Annotated in this window: 13 protein-coding genes; 5 read left to right on the top strand and 8 right to left on the bottom strand. The window is 46.7% G+C overall.

Annotated features, from left to right (window positions below):
* Positions 1-1,670 precede the first annotated feature (1,670 nt).
* Positions 1,671-2,690 carry a hypothetical protein gene (locus ACUIAF_RS02405; RefSeq protein WP_445338926.1) on the top strand — a complete coding sequence of 340 codons (1,020 nt, stop codon included), beginning with the start codon at positions 1,671-1,673 and terminating at the stop codon, positions 2,688-2,690.
* A 1,227-nt stretch (positions 2,691-3,917) separates the two neighbouring features.
* Here the strand turns inward: ACUIAF_RS02405 and ACUIAF_RS02400 are convergent.
* Entirely contained in the window at positions 3,918-4,046 is a 129-nt protein-coding gene (locus tag ACUIAF_RS02400; protein WP_445338925.1) for a helix-turn-helix transcriptional regulator, read from the bottom strand.
* A gap of 1,074 nt (positions 4,047-5,120) precedes the next feature.
* Here ACUIAF_RS02400 and ACUIAF_RS02395 point away from each other — a divergent pair.
* Complete coding sequence (locus tag ACUIAF_RS02395; RefSeq protein WP_445338924.1) at positions 5,121-6,239, top strand: LacI family DNA-binding transcriptional regulator; 1,119 nt, start codon at positions 5,121-5,123, stop codon at positions 6,237-6,239.
* Positions 6,240-6,258: 19 nt separating this feature from the next.
* Here ACUIAF_RS02395 and ACUIAF_RS02390 read toward each other — a convergent pair whose 3' ends face one another.
* The 5 genes from ACUIAF_RS02390 to ACUIAF_RS02370 form a co-directional block, all read right to left on the bottom strand.
* Positions 6,259-8,283 (bottom strand): glycosyl hydrolase 115 family protein, encoded by a 2,025-nt coding sequence (locus ACUIAF_RS02390; protein ID WP_445338923.1) that lies wholly within the window; start codon positions 8,281-8,283, stop codon positions 6,259-6,261.
* A gap of 9 nt (positions 8,284-8,292) precedes the next feature.
* Complete coding sequence (locus ACUIAF_RS02385) at positions 8,293-8,988, bottom strand: hypothetical protein (RefSeq protein ID WP_445338922.1); 696 nt, start codon at positions 8,986-8,988, stop codon at positions 8,293-8,295.
* A 101-nt stretch (positions 8,989-9,089) separates the two neighbouring features.
* Positions 9,090-10,424 carry an ABC transporter substrate-binding protein gene (locus tag ACUIAF_RS02380; protein ID WP_445338921.1) on the bottom strand — a complete coding sequence of 445 codons (1,335 nt, stop codon included), beginning with the start codon at positions 10,422-10,424 and terminating at the stop codon, positions 9,090-9,092.
* 72 nt (positions 10,425-10,496) lie between these two features.
* On the bottom strand, positions 10,497-11,399 hold the full coding sequence (locus ACUIAF_RS02375) for a carbohydrate ABC transporter permease (protein WP_445338920.1): 903 nt from the start codon (positions 11,397-11,399) through the stop codon (positions 10,497-10,499).
* Positions 11,400-11,415: 16 nt separating this feature from the next.
* Positions 11,416-12,354, bottom strand: a complete 939-nt coding sequence (locus ACUIAF_RS02370) for a carbohydrate ABC transporter permease (RefSeq protein WP_110417175.1) — start codon at positions 12,352-12,354, stop codon at positions 11,416-11,418.
* Between the two features lie 2,043 nt (positions 12,355-14,397).
* Here ACUIAF_RS02370 and ACUIAF_RS02365 point away from each other — a divergent pair.
* From ACUIAF_RS02365 to ACUIAF_RS02355, 3 genes are all read left to right on the top strand, one after another.
* Positions 14,398-14,925 carry a glycosyltransferase gene (locus tag ACUIAF_RS02365; protein ID WP_445339144.1) on the top strand — a complete coding sequence of 176 codons (528 nt, stop codon included), beginning with the start codon at positions 14,398-14,400 and terminating at the stop codon, positions 14,923-14,925.
* Complete coding sequence (locus ACUIAF_RS02360; protein WP_445338919.1) at positions 14,922-15,254, top strand: hypothetical protein; 333 nt, start codon at positions 14,922-14,924, stop codon at positions 15,252-15,254. Before ACUIAF_RS02365 ends, ACUIAF_RS02360 begins: the two co-directional genes overlap by 4 nt.
* 207 nt (positions 15,255-15,461) lie before the next feature.
* Positions 15,462-17,663, top strand: a complete 2,202-nt coding sequence (locus tag ACUIAF_RS02355) for a glycosyltransferase family 39 protein (RefSeq protein ID WP_445338918.1) — start codon at positions 15,462-15,464, stop codon at positions 17,661-17,663.
* 415 nt (positions 17,664-18,078) lie between these two features.
* On the opposite strand, the gene ACUIAF_RS02350 is transcribed toward ACUIAF_RS02355, so the two are convergent.
* Entirely contained in the window at positions 18,079-18,753 is a 675-nt protein-coding gene (locus ACUIAF_RS02350; RefSeq protein WP_445338917.1) for a response regulator transcription factor, read from the bottom strand.
* Complete coding sequence (locus ACUIAF_RS02345) at positions 18,750-20,030, bottom strand: sensor histidine kinase (RefSeq protein ID WP_445338916.1); 1,281 nt, start codon at positions 20,028-20,030, stop codon at positions 18,750-18,752. The genes ACUIAF_RS02350 and ACUIAF_RS02345 overlap by 4 nt, the downstream gene beginning before the upstream one ends.
* Positions 20,031-20,129 lie beyond the last annotated feature (99 nt).

Genomic DNA, 20,129 nt, shown 5'->3' with positions numbered 1-20,129 from the left:
TACATTCAAGTTTAACCTAGCATCTCATCTTTTGCATGGAGCTGCCTCCAGATGGTGGTATCCGGTTGCCTGTGGCGGATTGGTTTGAGAAGTCGGCAGGATTTTGATTCTTGCCGCTGGGCTTTTGCGAACCTAAGAGCTGGTCGAGCTGATGGAAGTCAGGAGAATCACGTGTGTGTCCAGGATTACTTACGAGTGTCTGAGAAAGGGTCATTATGAACCTCTCCTGTCCCTTTATGCCACCGCATTCAGGGTCGTCTACGTTCCAAAATTCAAGGCATGAGGATTCTCGTTCGGCACCGGCATGATTTAGAGTCACTTAAGTTAGAAGTCGGTACTGCCTGTGCTGCCTTTCAGGGTGGAACGCATTCTATGGCGGTATTTTCTCTAATCAGGATTAAACGTGCCGTTTCAGATTCAGTGTATGTGACTGGTTGTGAGTTTGTGATGCTGTGGTGTCGGGTATCTGTTTGTAGCGTGGAACATGTTCCAGTCGGTGGCTACGCCGCAGCTTCGGGCTTGCCTGTTTCCTATCTGTTCTTTTGTCCTTATATACCGGTGGTAATTGGTGGTGTTCACCCTTGCTTAGGGTGGCGGGGTTGTGACGTGGGTCCTTCATATAGTTCGGTATTCGCGTGCGCGTCTCGCGTGTTTCGGAGACAGGCAGTGGTTCTGGAGCAGGGTAGGTTTGACCGGCTCGTCTTGGGTGAGCTCGGGTTTCAGAAAGGGAAAAAGGCTGGCCGTTACGGAAGTTGTTTTCAAGTCTGCGGTAACAGCGACGTAGTTTCTGGTGGTCTACCACTAGGACCCGCTTGCGGCCTCGGGATCGGCTGGGTCTTTACTGGTGATAGTGTGTTTGTTTATGAATGCCTTCGATTGCTCTTGTTTGGCGTTGAGGCTCTCGCCCTACCGTGTAGCCCCTCGACGTCATCGACCCTGGGTGAGCCGGTCGATCAGTTTCTTCAATTCACTGCAGTACTGCTGCCCTGGCCTGAGAATCAGGGCCGTTTAAGTGTCGCTTTACACGTGCACCAGCCAGCGTTGGATACCAGACGGCAGCGCAGACTTTCCCCAAACTGCGCAACCGCAAGTGATGAGCACATCCGGCCCTGGGATACGGCTGAAGATAACGGTGTAGGCCGCGATGTTCTCACTGTGGAACCACTGTCATCGATACCAGCCACTTCTGTCCGTCAGTCACGATAATCGAGCACCAGCCATGGGCTACGTAGGTGCCGTCGGCCATGAGAGTGTGATGACCCCCCGTTAAGCGCGTTGCGCGGCCTTATGCTCCGGCATCAGCTACCGACTATTTACGCCAGACCTTGGAGCTTCTATAGGCCCTCTCTACATCCGGGTGCTCCTTGTCACAGCCGGTCTAGGGAATCCTTGAGTTTGCGAGGCACGCAACCAGTCGGCGCGGCGCTCGGTAGGCATCATCGAGCAAGATGGGAGCACACAGCGCTATGTTGTGCCCGTGTTTGCGCGTCGGCGTATGGCAAAAGGGGCAATGCCTGGCCCTATTCGCCCTGGTCCTCGTGACTCAATTGAACAAGACCCCCCCCCCTAAACACTATTGAGCTTCCTGATTATGTTAGAATATTAAGGCTTTAACAAGCCTGGTCGCAATTGCATACATAAATATCGTTTCTTTGAGAAAATTCGACATTATGCGTTACATTGTTAATATCAATATCTGGGTGTACTACTTTCAGCCAGTTAATTCTGTGACTTATGGAGAGATTTCAAGCTTTTTTCAAATAGCAAAAAATAATAAACGAATCGGTGAATATAAGACAGATACACTATGCAAATATTCTTCAGAGAGAGGGGCTACTATTCTTCATAGAGAAGGGTTAGTGATGAGTATTTTTGAGTCAGTGCTGAATGATATTAATAATACAGCTTCTATTGTGACGGCGACAGCATCTGTTATCATCTCTTGGGTAGCTTATAAATTTAATAAGCGTGAATCCCGTAGGGATCTTGCAAAAGACTTGCAAGAAAGTCGCGATAAAGTAAACACATCATATGATGCTTGGATTTCCAATATTAATGAGGAAAAAGAGGAGTCCACTTATTTAGTAGATACATTTAAGTCTAACTCTGTTGCTTTAATTAATGCAATCGAAGCTAGTAGTAGTGTGCAACCTCAACTCACAAACTGGCTGCATGCACTTAATGGACAAATGATTGTAGTGGGTCTAATGAGATCACAGCTGCGTGATTGGCCCCAAGAAGAAGACTTATCAGATAACACAAAATGGGCTAGTGCTCTTATGAATATGCTATTGGACATAGTGAAAGATTCAATCACGCCAATCACGCCAGCAGGAGATGATTCGGATTTGTTGGACGATGATTTCTGGCTCGTATTAGATAATCCAGTATTGATAAACAATGGTGGAGAAGTGGGGCCCACTGTTGATCAAGTCATGTTTGAACAGGCACGGGAAAAGTGGATGCCTAAGGACATGAAAAGCAGTGAGCAAAAACTTAGATTGCAAACCCTCATAGATTATAAAGTGATAGCTGAAAATGCTATAGCTTTTATACTTTATGGAGAACTTCTTCATAGGCCTGCGGATTGGCAGGAACGTTTCGAAATGGTCAGCATGATTATACTTAACTATCTTTTTAAGCGCTTCTTAAGTTTAGCAGACAAGCAGATAAATACTATACTTGATTAACTAGAATCGTATTTAATTATGAGAAAAGCAATAAAAACAACTTTATTTTGATTTGAATCCTTACTTTACGCAAGTTCCTTAGTTCAGTGATTGTAAGCCTTAAAATTATTAATAAAACTGAAATATATCCAACCCACTGGTTTTTATGCATTGACTCATGCAGGATGCCTAAAGGAAGTCGAGTATTGAAGAAAGTCATGTATATTTTGATAGTATAAGAATGCTAAAGACACAGCCTGCGGTGACTTGAATGTGCCGAGCATTAACTAACTTCTGCAGGCTCACCTTGTGTTCTATTCGACCCCCGCGCATGCAGGTCATCCTGGAACAGACATGCGTTATTAAATAAGCAGTCTAAACAGCTATAGATAGTGGAATATGAATTGACAAATCTGCGTTCTGCCGATGAAATCCATGCATTTTAGATATTATCAATAAATCAAGCTTATTTAAATAATTATAACCTATATACGAATAATATACAGTAATGTAGTGCGATTAAGTACGCTTGTTATGGCCGAAATCAATAGAGTATGTCATCAAAATCATTTTTTGTGACTTAGTCACTTAAGTTGCTGGCTGTACCAATTTGGAGAGACTCTAAATCTTTAGATACGATTGCTGATCAATACTGATTTAGCTTCCGATTACAGTTGAATCAACGCCTATTCAGGGTTATATACCAAAATAACTCAAAGCACGGTTCAACAGTAGTTATATTGTATAATATTCGTTATCAAAATAATGAGAAAACAGATGAATGACGCCATCACTACTGCCAGTGGCCTGCTTGCCTTCAAAGGAATGTGTATCTGAGCTTTTGACCTCTTAGCAGGTAGAAGTGGAAGACATTGAGCTCCTTCTCATTTACTTTCTACACGACGAGAATGCCGCTTTTGATATCAAGGCAGGGGCAGAAATAAACATCCTGCGGTTTGTCTTAGCCCACGCTGCTGACATTAGCGAGTATGTGAAAACGACACGTACTTGTAGCGCAGCCATAGCTGCAAGAGTATAGAACTCATCAGCTTGGATGAATTCTATTTGAGCTTTGAACGGCATGTTTATAATTTAAACAGTAGAATAATTGAATCCGCGGATTGCGTATTGCTACTCCTATAACTCATTCTGGTTTATATTGCATGATGTTACCGAATGTAATCGCGGTTACAGGCGCTGTGTTAATTTCAGGGTTGAAATATGTCCTTTATGGTTGAATCGAATACATCAGCTAGGTGGAAGGCCAGTGGAAGTAAAGGGTCGAAATGGCCTTTTTTCGATCGAAATTACTGTTTGACGACTTACTCCCAGCTTTTTTGATAGTTGCTCCTGAGACCAGCCACGCTCCTTTCGCATTTTGCCCGGCGGTTATCCATGATGGGCGAACCTCACAAATGCATACGACAGTGCAAGGATCAAGAGCATCCCTATGAGAACACACACCAGCATGAGAGCCCATTGATCGGCTCCCATCAAACTGGCCAGCCGGCAACCGGCCGACACCAACCCGATGAAAATGCGGTATGAAAGTTGCGCGGCCCTTCCGTACCAGTGGCTCTCTATGTTCTCTTCTGCATATAGATTTGATCCAGGCAAGGTATCGGGATCCACCAAAATTACCCACCAAAAGCTCACGGATATGGGACAAAGCTAGAGCCTTGATCATCCATGGCACGGGCTGTGGCATGAAGCCAGCCAGAAGGATTCCCGGAACTATGCTGATCGCCAGGCCTGGAACCAAAGCGGTTGTGAGCGCTGGCATCGAACGGGAACCGAACGAACAGTGCCAAACGATATGGGTTGCACATCGACAGTTTCTTTACTGATCTTCTTATTCTTCATGGGTTTCTCCTTTGTTGAACTCAAATTAGAATCGGTCGACCTGGATGGACATTACTAAAATGTAAGGCAAACTTTACGTCAAGTGTATTTGACAATATGCAGTTGCGCTAACACTGGGAAAGAGTTTCTATTTTCTTCTCTGCATTAGGACGTTTGGAGGCACAATTAACAGCCTGTTAAGAGCTGCCAAACGTAGGTCTTTGAATAGTGTTGCCAAACAGCTTTGAAGTGATCTGTGATTGCAATTAAAGTGCGAACTTTCTTTCGGCTAATGGGCTATAATTCCTTTAACAGCTGAGTCAGTCAATCTACCATGGTTTATTAGTTCCCTGGACTACTGGTTTCGATATAGTTGAGCTAGTTACAAAGTTGTTAGAAATAAACCTGATCTTATAAAGCGACCGAGCGCTGTCAATTCATACCTGATTTTTATAATGAAGATATCCCGGCTATCATTTTTTATTCACGTTAATTAGAATAGATGATGTGAAAAGACTAGATACTGTGATTAGCTCTATAAGTAGAGATTTAGTTTTAGAAATTGGTGAAATCTAATCGGGATTTTTAGGCTCGTCACAGTCTATGCGAGTGGATAGAGTTGTAAAGATATTGATTATTGGTGAGGGTGTCTTCTTGGAGGATCACTTGACATTGGGAGAATTGGAATCGGCTAATTCGCTTACGTCGCATCGGAAACACCCGACTAGTAAAGATGTTGCAGCTTTGGCAGGTGTCGCTCAAAGTACGGTCTCCTATGTTATGAATGGGTCACGTCCAGTTTCTAAAGCTACAAAAGACAAAATAATGTCAGCAATGAAAAAGCTGAATTACCAACCTAATACAGCAGCAAGAGTACTTCGGACGTCTAAAACACAACTCATTGCCGTACTTGAAACTATAACGGCAGATTCGGATGGAACCATTATTCCGCCCTATCTCGCGACTATTGCTGAGGAATCGCGTAAGCGTAACTTTGATATCATTTTATCTGCAACGTCAGAAGGACCGGCAGCCTTAACGAGGTTGTCTGGGCGTTCTTCATGCGACGGTTTCATCATCATGGATGTTGAGAAGAATGATCCGCGAATTGAGGTGGCTTCAAAATTAGAGATTCCTTCTGTTATTTTTGGACATCCTAATAGAAGTTTTGGGCTGGATACAATTTATTTTGATTATGAGGCTGCTGCAAAACTTATCGTCGATACGCTCGCATCTTCAGGGCATAGACATATAGTTTTTATTAAACCTGATTCGGAAGGGCGAGAAGATAAATTTAAGTCTTTTGTTCTTTTTTATCGATGTGGGGTGATGAGAGCACGTCAGCTTGGTATAGATGTTGCCATTATACGAATAGGGTCATCAGGATGGAGAGGCATTTCGGTTTCTAAAAAAGAAATCCTAATGAACTGCAGAGATCGTTTGGCGGTAGTTTCAAGATCTCCGCAAGATTTCGAACCCTTACACAGGATTCTTGAACAAGAGCATCTTCGAATAGGAATAGATGTCTCTCTTATAGGTGTTTTCGATGATCCAGTTGCAAAATCATTCCAATTTCCGGTTGCAAATGTATCACCGAGGCCTGAGTTTGTTTCTCGCCGAGTCGTAGATACACTTATAAACCGTATAGAAGGCTCTGTAGACAATCAAATCATTGAGGCGGTTAAACCCCTTGGACTGAATAGTCGTTGTACCCTAGCGCATTTTTAAAAAAAGCAAAAAAGTCGCTTCATTCCTCCCAGCGAGTTAGCATTGCTCTAAATAATTGGTCGTCGGTGAGATGATTATGATTAATTAGTAATACCAACACTTTTTGCTCGTTTTTTGAATAGGTAAAATCTCGTTGCCATTGATAGAAATATGGCCCCTCGCCTTCATTCCGCACATAGGACATAAAGCCACTCAGTACATTAGCAGTTTGTGCTATATCAGTTAGACATTCATTTTTAAAATAGTTCGTCCAAACTCCATGTTCGCTTTTATTCAAGACTTCTCTTGCTCTTATATACTCGCGACGAGCTAAACCGGCACTATAGAAGGCTTTTTGCCACATGCCTTTAAACCCTTGTGCCAGTGAATTACATGTGAGAAGAGCGCCACGTGAGCAGTGGGCGTATACCTGTGACTGAAGCAATAAGGTATCTTCGAACAATCTGCGGGTGGTTTTATCCATTTTCAAGGCCCTTTTGTTCTGGAATGTGACTAGGGTTTCATACTGAGCCGCACCTTTTTTACATAGGTCTTTATATGATGTCACCTGTTCTTTCAAGGAGGCGGATTTCCACATCCAATCTAATTCAGTTGATCTACTGTTTGAGTCATGCATGAATTGGCTGATGAGCACCCGAGGAATATAGTTCCAGAATTGTTCACCTGCGTGATTATCCCAATGCGGTCCGAAAGAGACAGCATAATGGAAATAGGCTTGGATTGATTCTTCTACCGCTTGCCTGTTGTCCTTTCCGTAGTATGTAGAGGAATATCGCTCATCATGATGTTTAACAAACGCGTCAGGTTTTTCCGAAATTCCTTTCCTCCAAAGATCTGCAATCAAATCGAGGTAGTAGGTATGTGGTTTGATGTTTGAAGCGTTAATGATCCAATAATCAGTGGCCTTGTGGCCAAGGACATGGGTTAATTCTTTGACCACGTCACAAGGATTGTTGGGCAAGGTAGTAATATGGTTTGCCGCTTGAAGATCAAAGAATGAAACATGGTAATAAATTCCTTGTTTACCGGTGTCATCAGATCGTGGCATTGAATCTATACGTGTATCTGTATTGTTCTGGCGGCGAGCAACCATTCGCCCATAGCCATTATCGGACCAGACTTTTATTACATCTCTTGGTATGTTGATTAGTCCTTTTGCATATAAATCGATGACCTCACCGTACAGATATGTACACATTGTTGCATGTGGATTTGCTTGGATAACGATCTCGCGTTGTATCTTGATAATTTCACTTATCAGTTTCCCTCTGGCTTGATCGGTTGAAGAAGCTGGATCGTCCAGCCAGAATGGTCTGTCGCCTTGCCCTCTGAATCCAAGATTCCAAATGGTCTTGCTGTTCTTGTTAGAAGCAACACTAGCCCTCCATAGTGAAATAAATTTATCTTTGTTGATTGACCATGATGGAGCTTCGTGTGGATATACGCTTGAGAACATTGGAGCACCCAGAGGTTCACTGTGGTGCTGAGCGATTACAAGTCCACGTTCCCTTGCCAGTGGTATATGCTTATTGACATCTGAACCTGTACCCGGTATTACCATATTGCCATTGCATCGAAGCAAGGTTTCAAATACCATACGCCATGGCTGCAACCTATCGTTTTCGATGCTCCATTCCATGAGCAAAACTTCATCATTAATAAACCAACCGCGATTTTTTACCAGGAAAGGACCGGAAGTATATTGATAATTATCAGGTAATTCAACATAGTTATGTTGCTTCGCTTTCCAATCCATCCAAAACCAGAAGTCTGGTATTCCAAGTAGCTCGCGGCTTATATGATAAATTCCATATACGAAGCCTAATTCATCCGGGGCACACATACTTAATCCGTTTCTTTCCGCTTTAATAGAGAAAGTCTGTCTAGGCAGATTCGAGTCTTTCTCAAGCATTAGTGAAAAGTCGGACACATCTGAATCAGAGATAACCTTTTTCAGGTCCCTTTGTAGATCATTTATTGCTAACTGGACAGCCTTGCTAGTTATTCGACCAAGAATTTGTACGTGTGAATGTAAGAGTACCATTCAGTTTCCTTATCTTCCTCTTTGCTTAACAACATAAGTGGTCAACCCATGACTGGCACATTCCGCGTTGACTAATACCAGTAAAGAAACTCCAATCAGCGGAATAATGAAGAAGCTATATGGGAGTAAACCCACGCCAATGAAAACGATGCACATGTCGAATGATGCGGTCGCTAATGTCCATTTGAGTTGAACAGGGACAAGGAGCGCTGCATTAACCCACTTCTGTTTCATTGTCAGCCCAGTTAAGTTATTCATAGTCGGTAGGTAAATTGATTGCAACAGCAATGCAATGCAAATGATTACACACACGCAAGAAAGAGATTTACCCAGCATGTCTCCACCTTTGTAATAGAAGGCTATGCCAATCCCAGCGAGCACAAACATGAAGATGTTTGCGATTCCCATTTGTAAGGCCGGTTTCCAGATATTCCGAATATAATGCCAGAAGTCATGCCAGACATAAACTATTTTGCCTTCTAATAATGATAGGCAAATGTTGGTGGCTGCAAACCATGCAATAGGCAAAGTCAGGATTGGTAAAGAAGTTACGATCAGGAGGATGTTAAGTTCAATAAGTTGTGAAGTGTGATGAACTACAACATCTTTAACCCTTCTTGGTGCTGATTGACTACTAATATCACAGGCTTCGTCTTGATCAGGCGCGCGTTCAGGTGGATTATAAATTGAATCGAAAAGCTTCATTGTATTTCACTCTAATCATGAGTTCTGCCTTGATACCTGGGTGTGGCTGATTCAGCATCTCCTTGAGTATGCAGAACCAGCCACACCCTGCAGGGAATAATCTATTGAGCTGAATTTATGTTATCTTGTATCTCTTTTTTCATGGATTTTGCAGCATCATCAGCACTTCTTTTGCCGAAAGCGACATCTTGCGAATAGCGGGCAATTATTTTATCGAGGTCAGAGGCTCCATTAGGAGTAACTGCCGGAGATTTGCCGATGGTCTTTGCTATCAGTGTGGGGAAATCAAGTGTTTGTCTTTGAACACCAGTTGAAGTTCCGGCGAGTTCTTTACGAATATCGTTGTTACTTGGAATTCCCCTTTCTGTACCAAGTATTTTACCAGCGGTTTTGTTATTGATAAGGAAATCAACCAACATCGCTGCCTCGGCAGGATGTTTTGATTTGGCTGAAATAGTCCAGTACATTCCAGGTTTGAGATATGAAGCCTTCTCGTTCGCCTTCATTTGAGGTATAGGAACGAGTTTCATGTTATCGGTTCCAGCCGCTTTCGAATAGACAGTGATTTGTGTTGCCTGGGTAAAGCCCATTGCGGCTTTATTGGTCGCAAGATCAGATTGGTCTGTTGTCCCGGAAGCCTGCTCTGAAAGATGATCTGCCGTCCCGGATATCGGATTTTTCCCATGCGTCCAGTCGTAGGACATTTTTAGGAATGAAGACAGAGTCTTTTCTGAGATAGATACCTTATTTTCATTGAAGAGTTGTTCATTGTTTTGCCTCGCCCAAATCTGTAATCCCATGCCGTTATTTAGTGGAGCTATTCCTGTAATTTGTCCATTGGATTTAGTAGTTACTTCTTTTGCGAAGCTGATTAGGTCATCCCAGGTCCACTGCTTTGTATCAGGCAGATTTAGCCCAAGCTTACTTAGGACATCCATATTAACGACTATGCCAAGCGGCGTGGATGAGATCGGAGCAGCATATTGCTTTCCATTTACCTTGCCCATGCCTCTTAAGGAAGAATCCATGTGATTGAGATTCAGATAATTCGAGACACGATCCATATCAAATAGCGAACCTTGGGAAGCATATGATGCAAGATAGAGCTCATCCATTTGCATTACATCCGGTGCATTCCCACCTGCGGAGTTAGTTGCAAGTTTATCCCAGTAGCCAGACCAATCTGAGTATTGTGTTTCGACTGTTATATTCGGATGTTTGCTTTCAAATGCTTGAATTGCTTGCTCTGTTACTTTTACCCGACTGTCGGCTCCCCACCAATCAATGGTAAGAGAGACCTTTCCTTTCGCTGGAGTGACGATAGCTGTTTTCTCAGCCGCAGAATCGGATACACTCGATCCGCATCCTGTAAGGCACATTGCCACTGCCAGGTAAGCAATGGGTAAAATACGATGCCATTTGCCGGTTTTTCGCATAATTGCTCCTTCGTTGTTTTGACTAGAATTAACTTCCTATAGGAAAATGTTGTATTTATCTCCAATTGCTTGTCATTTACCGCCAGTTGTGGCTATGCCTTCTACTAAGTAGCGTTGACCTAGTGTGAAAACAATCAACAGAGGTACGATTGAAGCCACGCTCATTGCGAACATAGGCCCGAATGAGGATTGAGATTGTGCGTCTATGAAAGTACGCAGAGCGATGGGAACAGTGTACATTTCTGGTTTGGTCAAATATATTAGCTGGCTAAAAAAATCATTCCAAGTCCAGATGAAGGTGAATACGGCTGTCGTCCCAATAGCCGGTTTCATCAAAGGCAGCAATACTTGAAAGAAAATACGTATATGCCCTGCCCCATCGATTTTAGCAGCCTCATCCAAATCGCGGGGTAACCCACGGATGAACTGATACATAAGAAATGTGAAGAAACCATCTGTAGCAAGGAATTTTGGAAGAATTAAAGGAACAAAAGTATTGACCAAATGCAGGCTGTTCCAAAGTATATATTGCGGAATTATTATCACATGTACTGGGACCATCAGCATGAGCAGCATAAAGCCAAAGAGAAGACCTCGGAAACGGAATTTCAACCTCGCAAAAGCGTATGCTGCCATGGAGCAAGTAAAAATATTGCCTAATATTGCGCAAGCAACAATCAAGAATGAATTCATAAAATAACGGCTGAAGGGGTAAGTTAAGGCGTTCCACCCTTCACTGTAATTACTCCATACGGGCTTACGCACAACGAGTCCGGAATTCGCGAAGATCTCTGATGGAGCTCTGAGCGAACTGGCGACCATCCATAGTATTGGATAAAGCATGAGAATAGCCAAAGCGAGGACAACGAGCTGCTTCACTATTCCAACCCATGTTTTTGTATTCTTTGCTCGTGCGTGTTCTCCCGGAAAGTCTGTTTTCTGTATGGCCTTGGATGATGAATTTATAGATGTCATGGCTCTCTCTTGACTATCAGTCGCTATAATGAACCCAAAACTTCGACAAGACGAAGTTAATGATTGTAAAAATGGCAACAATGATTACTAGCACCCATGCCATTGCTGATGCGTAACCCATGCGCATAGATCCAAACCCTTGCTGATACAAATATAGAGTATAGAAAAGTGTGGAGTCTGCCGGTCCCCCAGTACCTCCGGATACCACAAAAGCTGGGGTAAAGTTCTGGAAGCTATTGATAATACTCATGACCAGATTGAAAAAGATTATTGGAGAGAGCATTGGTATAGTAATCGATTGGAACTGTCGCCATTTGCCAGCTCCATCCACGCTGGCTGCTTCATATAGTTCTTTAGGTATCTGGCGAAGACCAGCAAGGAAAATCACCATTGCTGATCCGAATTGCCACACGTGTAATGCAATCAACGTCCAATTTGCTGTAGACGGATTCGCCACCCACGATTGGGTGCTGTGTATACCAAACATCTGCAGTGTCTGATTAATTATCCCATTTGTCCCGAAGATAATTTTCCACAGTACAGCAACTGCTACAGACCCTCCGAGCATCGAAGGTATGTAGAAGGCTGATCGGTAGAAGGCGAGTCCTCTCATGCCCTTGTTGAGCAAAATCGCGAGGGCTAGAGCGGCAACAAGTTGGAGAGGAACGGAAATAATAACATAGGTAAAAGTTACTTTGAGTGCTTGGTGAAAACGCTGGTCAGTGAGCATTCGCTGATAATTTGCCAGCCCCATGAAGCGAGGTGGCTTTAGCATGTTGTAATTTGCCAGGCTCAGAAAAAGAGAAGCTATCATGGGAATAAGCGTGAGGCAAGAAGCACCTATGAGCCATGGCAGCAGAAATCCGCATGCGGGCTTAATATCTGTGTTGTTGTTGTCGCGTTTTCCCTTTTTTCGATTGTTTATCAACGTCGCGAATTCTGTTGCGGCGCTCATAGCCCACCTCCTCAGCATAACAGACAAGTAGACACGTCTAACGGTCGACGCGGGGCTTTGTACCTTTGCTCAGACGACTGCAGATACATGTCTTTGACTGTGCGAACACCTCTGTCCTTAAATCGATACGAATTTACTCGATTCGTATCAAACTCTAAAACAGACCGTTGATTTTGTCAAAGTGCCTGTCGAGTATAGAAAAGATTTATAGAATCAGTTTTGATGCTGGAGAATATCTTCTTGTTGATTCCAGCGAAGAAGAGCGAGTTAACGTTTGCTTAAGTCAAGAGTGATTTGTAGTTAGTGATTCGAGCACACAGGCTTTTACATCTATATGCAAAGCACCGAAGAAAAATAGTTCATGGTTATAAACCGTATTGATATTAGTGGGTAAAGTCATAGATACAAGTGCGCGGATAAATTCATTATTTGAGTATCACAACATTCTTGTATTTGAAAAAATTCTATTTATCAAACGTAAGTCATGAGTCAAGACCGTTATATTGAGCTACTGATGCCAGAAACGGAGGGGTCAGCGTTCAGCGCATTAGGTTATTTACATTAGGTTATTTATGGTGAAGCAGTAGATTATATTCAATTACTTTAAATATGTAAGTTTCTTGGCTGTAAGTTTTTATTGAGGCTTTTCAGAATGTGTAATACGGCTATTCCAATACCGGTTTTGTCCGCTTTAACCAATAGTATTTGCCTATCTAATAATGTGGCCCTTCCGTTCTTAATTCTGCATTTTATTTAGTTAGTAATTTGGACGAAAGTATATTTGATATTATTCATATTATTTTTTTTTAAATTTTTAGCTATGCTGAGCCCTAATCACTGCTATTACCCTAATCACTGCTATTAATTGAATCTGCTATGGTTGATAGATTGACTTTTACTGCTTGAGATAAAAGATGGAAAAAGAAAACCATATAGCTGATACTGCTCTTTTTTTCTCTCCCTCTCTCGCGCGCGTAGCTATCCATAATATGTCCTTTCAACTTATGCCGCGATTCTGCAAAAGAAATGTCGTCAGAGAGCGGTCGGGTGGACAATTGACAGTTTTTGGTTTGTGCCGAGTCTGCTCTTGGTTCTTAGCACAGTTTTCTATTCAGTATCACATTTCGGTGAATTACAGGAATTAAGAGTGGAGTTTACAGCGGGAGCATGTACGGTCTCTTTGATCCGGTACATGATCATGAACTGAGTAAATAAACTTTAATGCTTCGGTTAGTTTCTCAGAATATCTTCCTGCAATCTATACTGCTCTACTAACTTTCTTATTCGCATTTTACAAACCTCGGGTATTAGGAAGCGATAGTATCTGGGTGGTTTCCCCAGTACTTATGTTCCCAAATTCAATTTTGACTTTTGCATCTCCGATTATCCATATACTCCGGCCGCCAGCATAAAGGGAAGGGGAAGAAAGCAAGCTCTGATTAAATATCTTCCGCAGGACTAAAATCCAAGACCAAGAAAGCCCAGCTAGTGTTTGATTCATTTGTCTTCGACGTGGAAACGGCGGCCAACCCATAAAGCTATTGCGGTCATTTCAGGATTAGATCTAGGGAATGAACTTGAAAAATCAGAAAATGCTCAACCAAGAGATGCGTCGCTCTTACAATCATTGTTTCAGGATTATTAATGGTATGGATCCAGCTCGGATGTATATGAGCAGTGCCGGCGCTTGACGGTGTTTGGGAATTAAATGCGGTTTATCCTTTGCTGAGCGTCAAGCAGCACAAAGCTGATTGATGCGCAGAAAGCTATCGATTGTTGATTCTTGACGCTGATGTGTCAGCAAACATTGAGAAATCCTCATGATACTTTTTAAGGAGTCTAATCAGTTTATAAAGCCAAGTTCGAGGAATATCCCAAGAAGCCGCTGTTTACTATGAGTCATGAATACAACGAATATTCTCAAAAGAAACATCAGCGGGCAACTCTATGTGCCTAGCAAGCGCTCTTCTCGCAACAGACAAATCCTAATGGTCGAGGCCGGTTCGCCTATCTTATGGCAGTCCAGAACCGGTCGACGCCGATATTATCATTCCCATATACAACGAGGAGGTTCAGCTGGCTGACTCCGTATCCACCTTATGCAGCTTTCTGGATCGTCACGCCAGAGATCTGACACCCTTTAGCTGGAACGTCGTGATTGCGGACAACGCCAGCACTGATGCCAGTTGGCAGATAGCCAAGTCTTTGTGCGACTGGTGCCCCAACCAGGTTCGTGCCTTGCACCTGGCGAGAAAGGGCCGCGGTTACGCCCTGAAACAGGCCTGGCTCAGCTCCAAGGCGGCAGTCGTCGCATATATGGATGTGGATCTATCCACCGACATCGGCTCTACGGGCAGCCTTATTCTTCCTCTGCTCCAGGGCGGGGCTGACATCGCCTTTGGCTCGCGTCTCATGCCGCAGTCTCAGGTCACCCGCTCCCCCAAACGTGAATTCATTTCGCGCACCTACAACCTCATGCTCCGCTCATATCTGGCGGTCTCCTTTCATGATGCACAGTGCGGTTTCAAGGCCATTACTGCCCAGGCTGCGATGCCCTGCTGCCTCAGGTGAAAGATGACGAGTGTTTCTTCAATACCGAGCTGCTTGTGCGCGCCCAGCAGGCCGGAATGACCATGCTGGAGTTGCCTGTTCGCTGGGTGGAGGATGCCGGCTCGACGGTCGACATTCCAGACACGGTAAAGAAGGATCTGGAAGGCATGCACCGGGTCAGGGAGGGTATGGAGGCCCGAGCGGTCGAGCAGCTTCGCGTCGACCTGGACTCCCCTGCCGTCTGGGATCAGATCCGCCAGCATGAGCTGCGCGGATCCCTCTTGCCTGCCAGAAAGGAGAATCCGCATTCACCTATGCGGAATCCAGGTAAAGAAGCTGCCGCTTGTTGAGCGGCTGACAGCAAACGAAATCTCATACAGAAAGAGCAAACTTCACCTATCATGAACGCTTCATTGGCTTCTAACAGCAGCTATGGCTTCTCCACGCATTCACAGGCTTGCAATTCGCCACGATCAACAAGCGCAGATGCAGTCGCTGATAAGCACGCTTCCCGCGCGTATATCCTGCCGCGACGGACTCGTGAAGACTGGGTGGCAATGGGTGTCATGCTGCTTGCGGCCTGTGCAATATTCTTCATCAACCTTACGGCCTCCGGGTATGCCAACGAGTTCTATTCAGCTACGGCCCAGGCTGGCTCGGTCAGCTGGAAGGCCTTTCTCTGGGGGTCCTTGGACTCGGGGAACGCCATCACCGTGGACAAGCCGCCGGCAGCCCTTTGGCTGATGGCGCTTTCCGCGCGCATCCTTGGTCTGAATTCCTTTGCCATCCTCCTGCCGGAAGCGCTGATGGGGGTGGCGACCACCTACCTGCTCTATGCCACCGTGCGCCGGTATTGGGGCAACTGGGCGGGCATCGTCACCGGCTTCATTTTCATGCTCACTCCGGTAGCCGCGCTTATGTTCCGCTTCAACAACCCCGATGCCTTGCTGGTGCTATTGATGACCGGTGCCACTCACGCGCTTCTCAGATCCCTGGAGTATGCCAACCATCCTTCTGGCAATCGAAAGCGCACCTGGTGGATGGTCCTGGCCGGTGCTCTGATTGGATTCGGCTTTCTTACCAAGCAACTGCAGGTGCTGCTCGTACTGCCTGGTTTTGCCCTGGCTTTTCTTCTGGCCTCGCCGACAGGCATGGTTCGTCGCATCCTGGATTCACTGGCTGCCATTGGTTCCATGATCGTCGCCGCTGGCTGGTGGGTGCTGCTGACGGTCATCGTGCCAGTCAGCGACAGACCTTATGTAGGTGGTTCCCAGCGCAATTCCTTCCTTGAGCTCACTTTTGGCTACAACGGTTTCGGACGCTTGACCGGCAGCGAAGAAGGATCGGTCATACCCGGCCACGGCCATGAAGGTGGCGGCATGCCGGCTGGTGGCGGTCGCGGTGGCGGCAAGTGGGGCCAGACTGGCCTTAACCGTCTGTTCAGCGGCGAGTTCGGCACGCAGATTTCCTGGCTGGCACCTTTGGCTTTCGCAGGCATTGTCATCAGCTTGCTGGTTATCGGCAGGGCCGTCCGCACTGACGTGCGCAGGGCCAGCGTCATTGCTTTCGGAGGTTGGCTGACCGTCACCTGGCTCGTTTTCAGCTTTATGGCCGGCATTTTCCACCAGTATTACACCGTGGCTCTGGCACCTGCCCTGGCTGCGATGGTTGCCATCGGCGCATTCAGTCTGTGGATCGCCCGGGACAAGCTCTGGGCCAGGATTGTCACGCCGATTCTTATCACCTTCGCGGCCTTCTGGGATTTCAGTCTGGCAGGTCGCTCCCAGTGGCTCTCCTGGCTCAAGTGGTCCATTCTCATAATCGGTCTCATGGGCGCCCTCGGTTTTGCCCTGGCTGGGCTGTTGCGAATACGACGACTCGCTCTTGTAGCCCTCATTCTCTCGGTCATAGGGCTTATGGCTGGCCCTGCTGCATGGACGCTGTACACCGTATCCCAAGGACACATGGGATCAATCGTCCTGGCCGGCCCCAGTCTGACTTCAAGGAATATGGGTGGCGGCCCCGGTGGTATGCCCGGGGGTGCTCCTGGCGGTGGCCGGCATGGTGGTGGTCAGGCAGGCGGCATGGCACCTGGCAATATGCAGCAAGGCATACCTGGTGGTGACGGCGGTCCCATGGGCTCATATCAAATGGGTCAAGACCCGACGGATCAGCTGGGACAGCCGAGCAAGCAGGGCCAGATGCCCGGTGGTAGTTCGGATAGTCAACAGCCTCCCAGCATGGGTTCTCAAGGACCAGGTCCCATGGGCCAGGATTCCTCGGGTTCACATGAGGAATCCAGCACTTCGGGTGTGCCTTCCGTGCCATCACAGCGCAGCGGCAAATCTGGATTCCATGATGGATCAGAAGGAGGAAGGATGAAGGGAGGAGGTCTGCTTGGTGGAGGCCGGTCCAGTTCCAAGGTCGTCGTCATGCTGGAAAAGTCATCTGACTCCTATCGCTTGGCTGCTGCCACGACTGGATCCCAGCAGGCGGCGGGCTATCAGCTGGCCTCTCAAAAGCCGGTTATGGCCATTGGCGGGTTCAATGGTTCCGACCCCTACCCCAGCTTGGAACAGTTCAAGCAGTACGTGAAGGATAAGCAGATTCATTACTACATAGCTGGTGAGATGGGCGGTCATCAGATGGGAGGTTCCGATACGGCCACACAAATCTCGCAGTGGGTGGCCAAGCACTATACCGCAACCACGGTTGACGGCGTCACTGTGTATGATCTGAGCCAGCAGCAGGCCAGTTGAGCGGTAGGGTTAGCTCTTGTCTAAGGGATACTCCCAGGTTTGTGGTAACCAGATAAAGATGAGACGAGCCACTGACTTCTAATCTGTAGGTTGCGAGTAGTTGTCTGGTTTGCGCAGTGAAAAGTGCAAAGCAGTGAGCGGACTGAGAATACTTCAGTCCGCTCATTTTTATATTGACAGGTTCGCGCAGGAATTCAGATCTGATTATTACAAGACTTTGCATTGTATGTCAGATCACATCAGATCAAACTAAATAGAGCCATTGATCTTGTTGTACTCGTTTTCTTTGCACTGCTGTATGCAATCCTTAAAAATGGCGGATTTCTATCGCCAACACATGTATTAAGACGCAAAAAATACAGGCTGATATAGTTCTTTTCCATCTACAGATTAGCCCGCTTGTATTGAGCGCTATTCAGTGGTTTGCCATGTTGGCCTGATACCAAAGGACGGCGATGTTGATCCGGTCCCTGACCTTGATCTTTGCCAGTATGCGGCTGACTGTCTTTTTGACCGAGTCGGGCTGCAGCTGGAGGCGCTCGGCAATCTCCGCATTCGTCAGGCCTTGGCTGACCAGCGAAGCGACCTCAAGCTCGCGTTTGCCCAGCTGGGCGAATTTTTCGCGAGCCTTAGACTCATCACTGACTCTTGTCTTTGGGACTCCTCTCCTGATCACTTCGGCCGTGATGCGCGGCGTAAGAATGGCATCGCCTGCATGCACCGCATGGATGGCTCTATTCAGATCGGCTGTCTTGACATCCTTGAGCAAGAAGCCGGAGGCGCCTGCCCCTAAGGCTGTGAAGGCATAGTCGTCCTCGTCGTAGGTGGTCAGAATAAGAATGCTCATTTCAGGGTGGAGCTTTTTGATACGGCTGGTGGCATCCAGCCCGTCCATGACCGGCATTCGCACATCCATCAGAATCACATCAGGCAGGGGTTGCTGATTTTCGGTGGCTGTGGCCAGTTTTTCCAAAGCTTCTTGGCCGTTGGCCGCCTGTGCTATGACATGCAAGGTTGGATCCTTGGCGACCATGAGTGCAAGTCCCATGCGGGTCGGGCGCTGGTCGTCGACGATCATGACACGGATCATGCACTTTCCTCCTTACCCGTGTTGTCAGCTGCCGTAGCAGCTAGTGGGGGTATACGAGCCTGCAAGATCCAACCGTCAGGACCAGGACCAGAATGGAAGCTGCCCCCATGAGCTTGCACCTCGGCTCCTAACCTGGCAAGGCCTGTACCGTTGCTACCGTTGTTGTCAGTATCGTTGTTCAAAAGTTGGCCATCATCACGAACGGTAATGTTTGTGCCGCCCTGGCTGTCGTGATCCCAGGAAACCACAATACGATCGACTCCTTGTCCGTGGCGGAGAGCGTTGGTGATCGCCTCCCTGGTCACAGTGAAAGCAAGATTGGCCTGCCTGGGATCTTGTGGTCGACGGCCTGTCTCTGTCAGGGCAGTGCTGATGCCGGCATGACGGGCGTGGTCGAGGATGGGTTTGATGTCATTCCAGCCATGCTCCTCCCCTATGGACTGCGCTGGGTCGTTTTCAGGTTCTGCCTTTGATTGCAGGGTTTTTACAGCTGTTCTGGTATCGTCCAATCCCTGTCGTGCCAGGTCGTTGATCATCGAGATGGCCTCATCAATTTCCGGCTTACCGCTGGCATGATCCATCCCCTCGGATAGGGCGATGATGGCGGTCAAGTCGTGACCCAGGCTGTCGTGCAAATCGGCGGCGACCTTGGACTGATACATGGCTTGGTCCCGCTCGCGGGCCAGGGTCTGGGCATGCGAGCGCTCCTCCTCCAGCGCCTGCGCCGACATGCGTGACTGCCTTGCTGAGCGTGAGAAAAAGGCGGCTGTCAGACACAGGGCGAATGCCAGACCAGTCGGATATAGAAGGTCAGTGAAGTGGACATCATGATGCCAGTTGGCAGAGAGTGCAATGCTGAGCAGACCCAGAATGGTGGAACTACACAGTCCAGCTGCCAATGATGCCATGCTTTTGGCTTCTACAGCGCAGGCGTAGAGGTTGACGAGCCAGGGAATGATCAGGTAGGTGCATCCCGAGCCATAGATTGCGGCAGTCAGGGCAAGCAGGCCACTGAAAACCAGTAGGGTCGCCATAGGATATAGGCGGCGCAGGCATAGGGTGACAAGTGCGACAAAAATAATGACCACGAACAGGGGCAAGCCCCAGCTGTCAGACTTCAAAACCTGGTAAAGGGTTCGATTGGCACTGCCCGGGGCGAGAATCAGCCTGGTCAGCATCATCGTCTCGTAGATGGCGCAGAGAAAGACTGCCACGAAGGCCGTATATGGCCGGTTCCATAACTGAATCCAACCTTGAGTCTTCTTGTCTGCCCTCATCGACGAGCCTCTTCCTGGTAACTGCTGGTAGTCCATTATGCTGTCAGACACTGAAATATGCGACCTTACGAGTGCTGCATCCTCTCTTCATTGACTCTG

The sequence above is a fragment of the Bifidobacterium sp. ESL0822 genome, assembly GCF_052606675.1.
The sequence above is the reverse complement of the archived record's forward strand: the minus strand, read 5'-3'. Positions and strand labels throughout refer to the sequence as shown.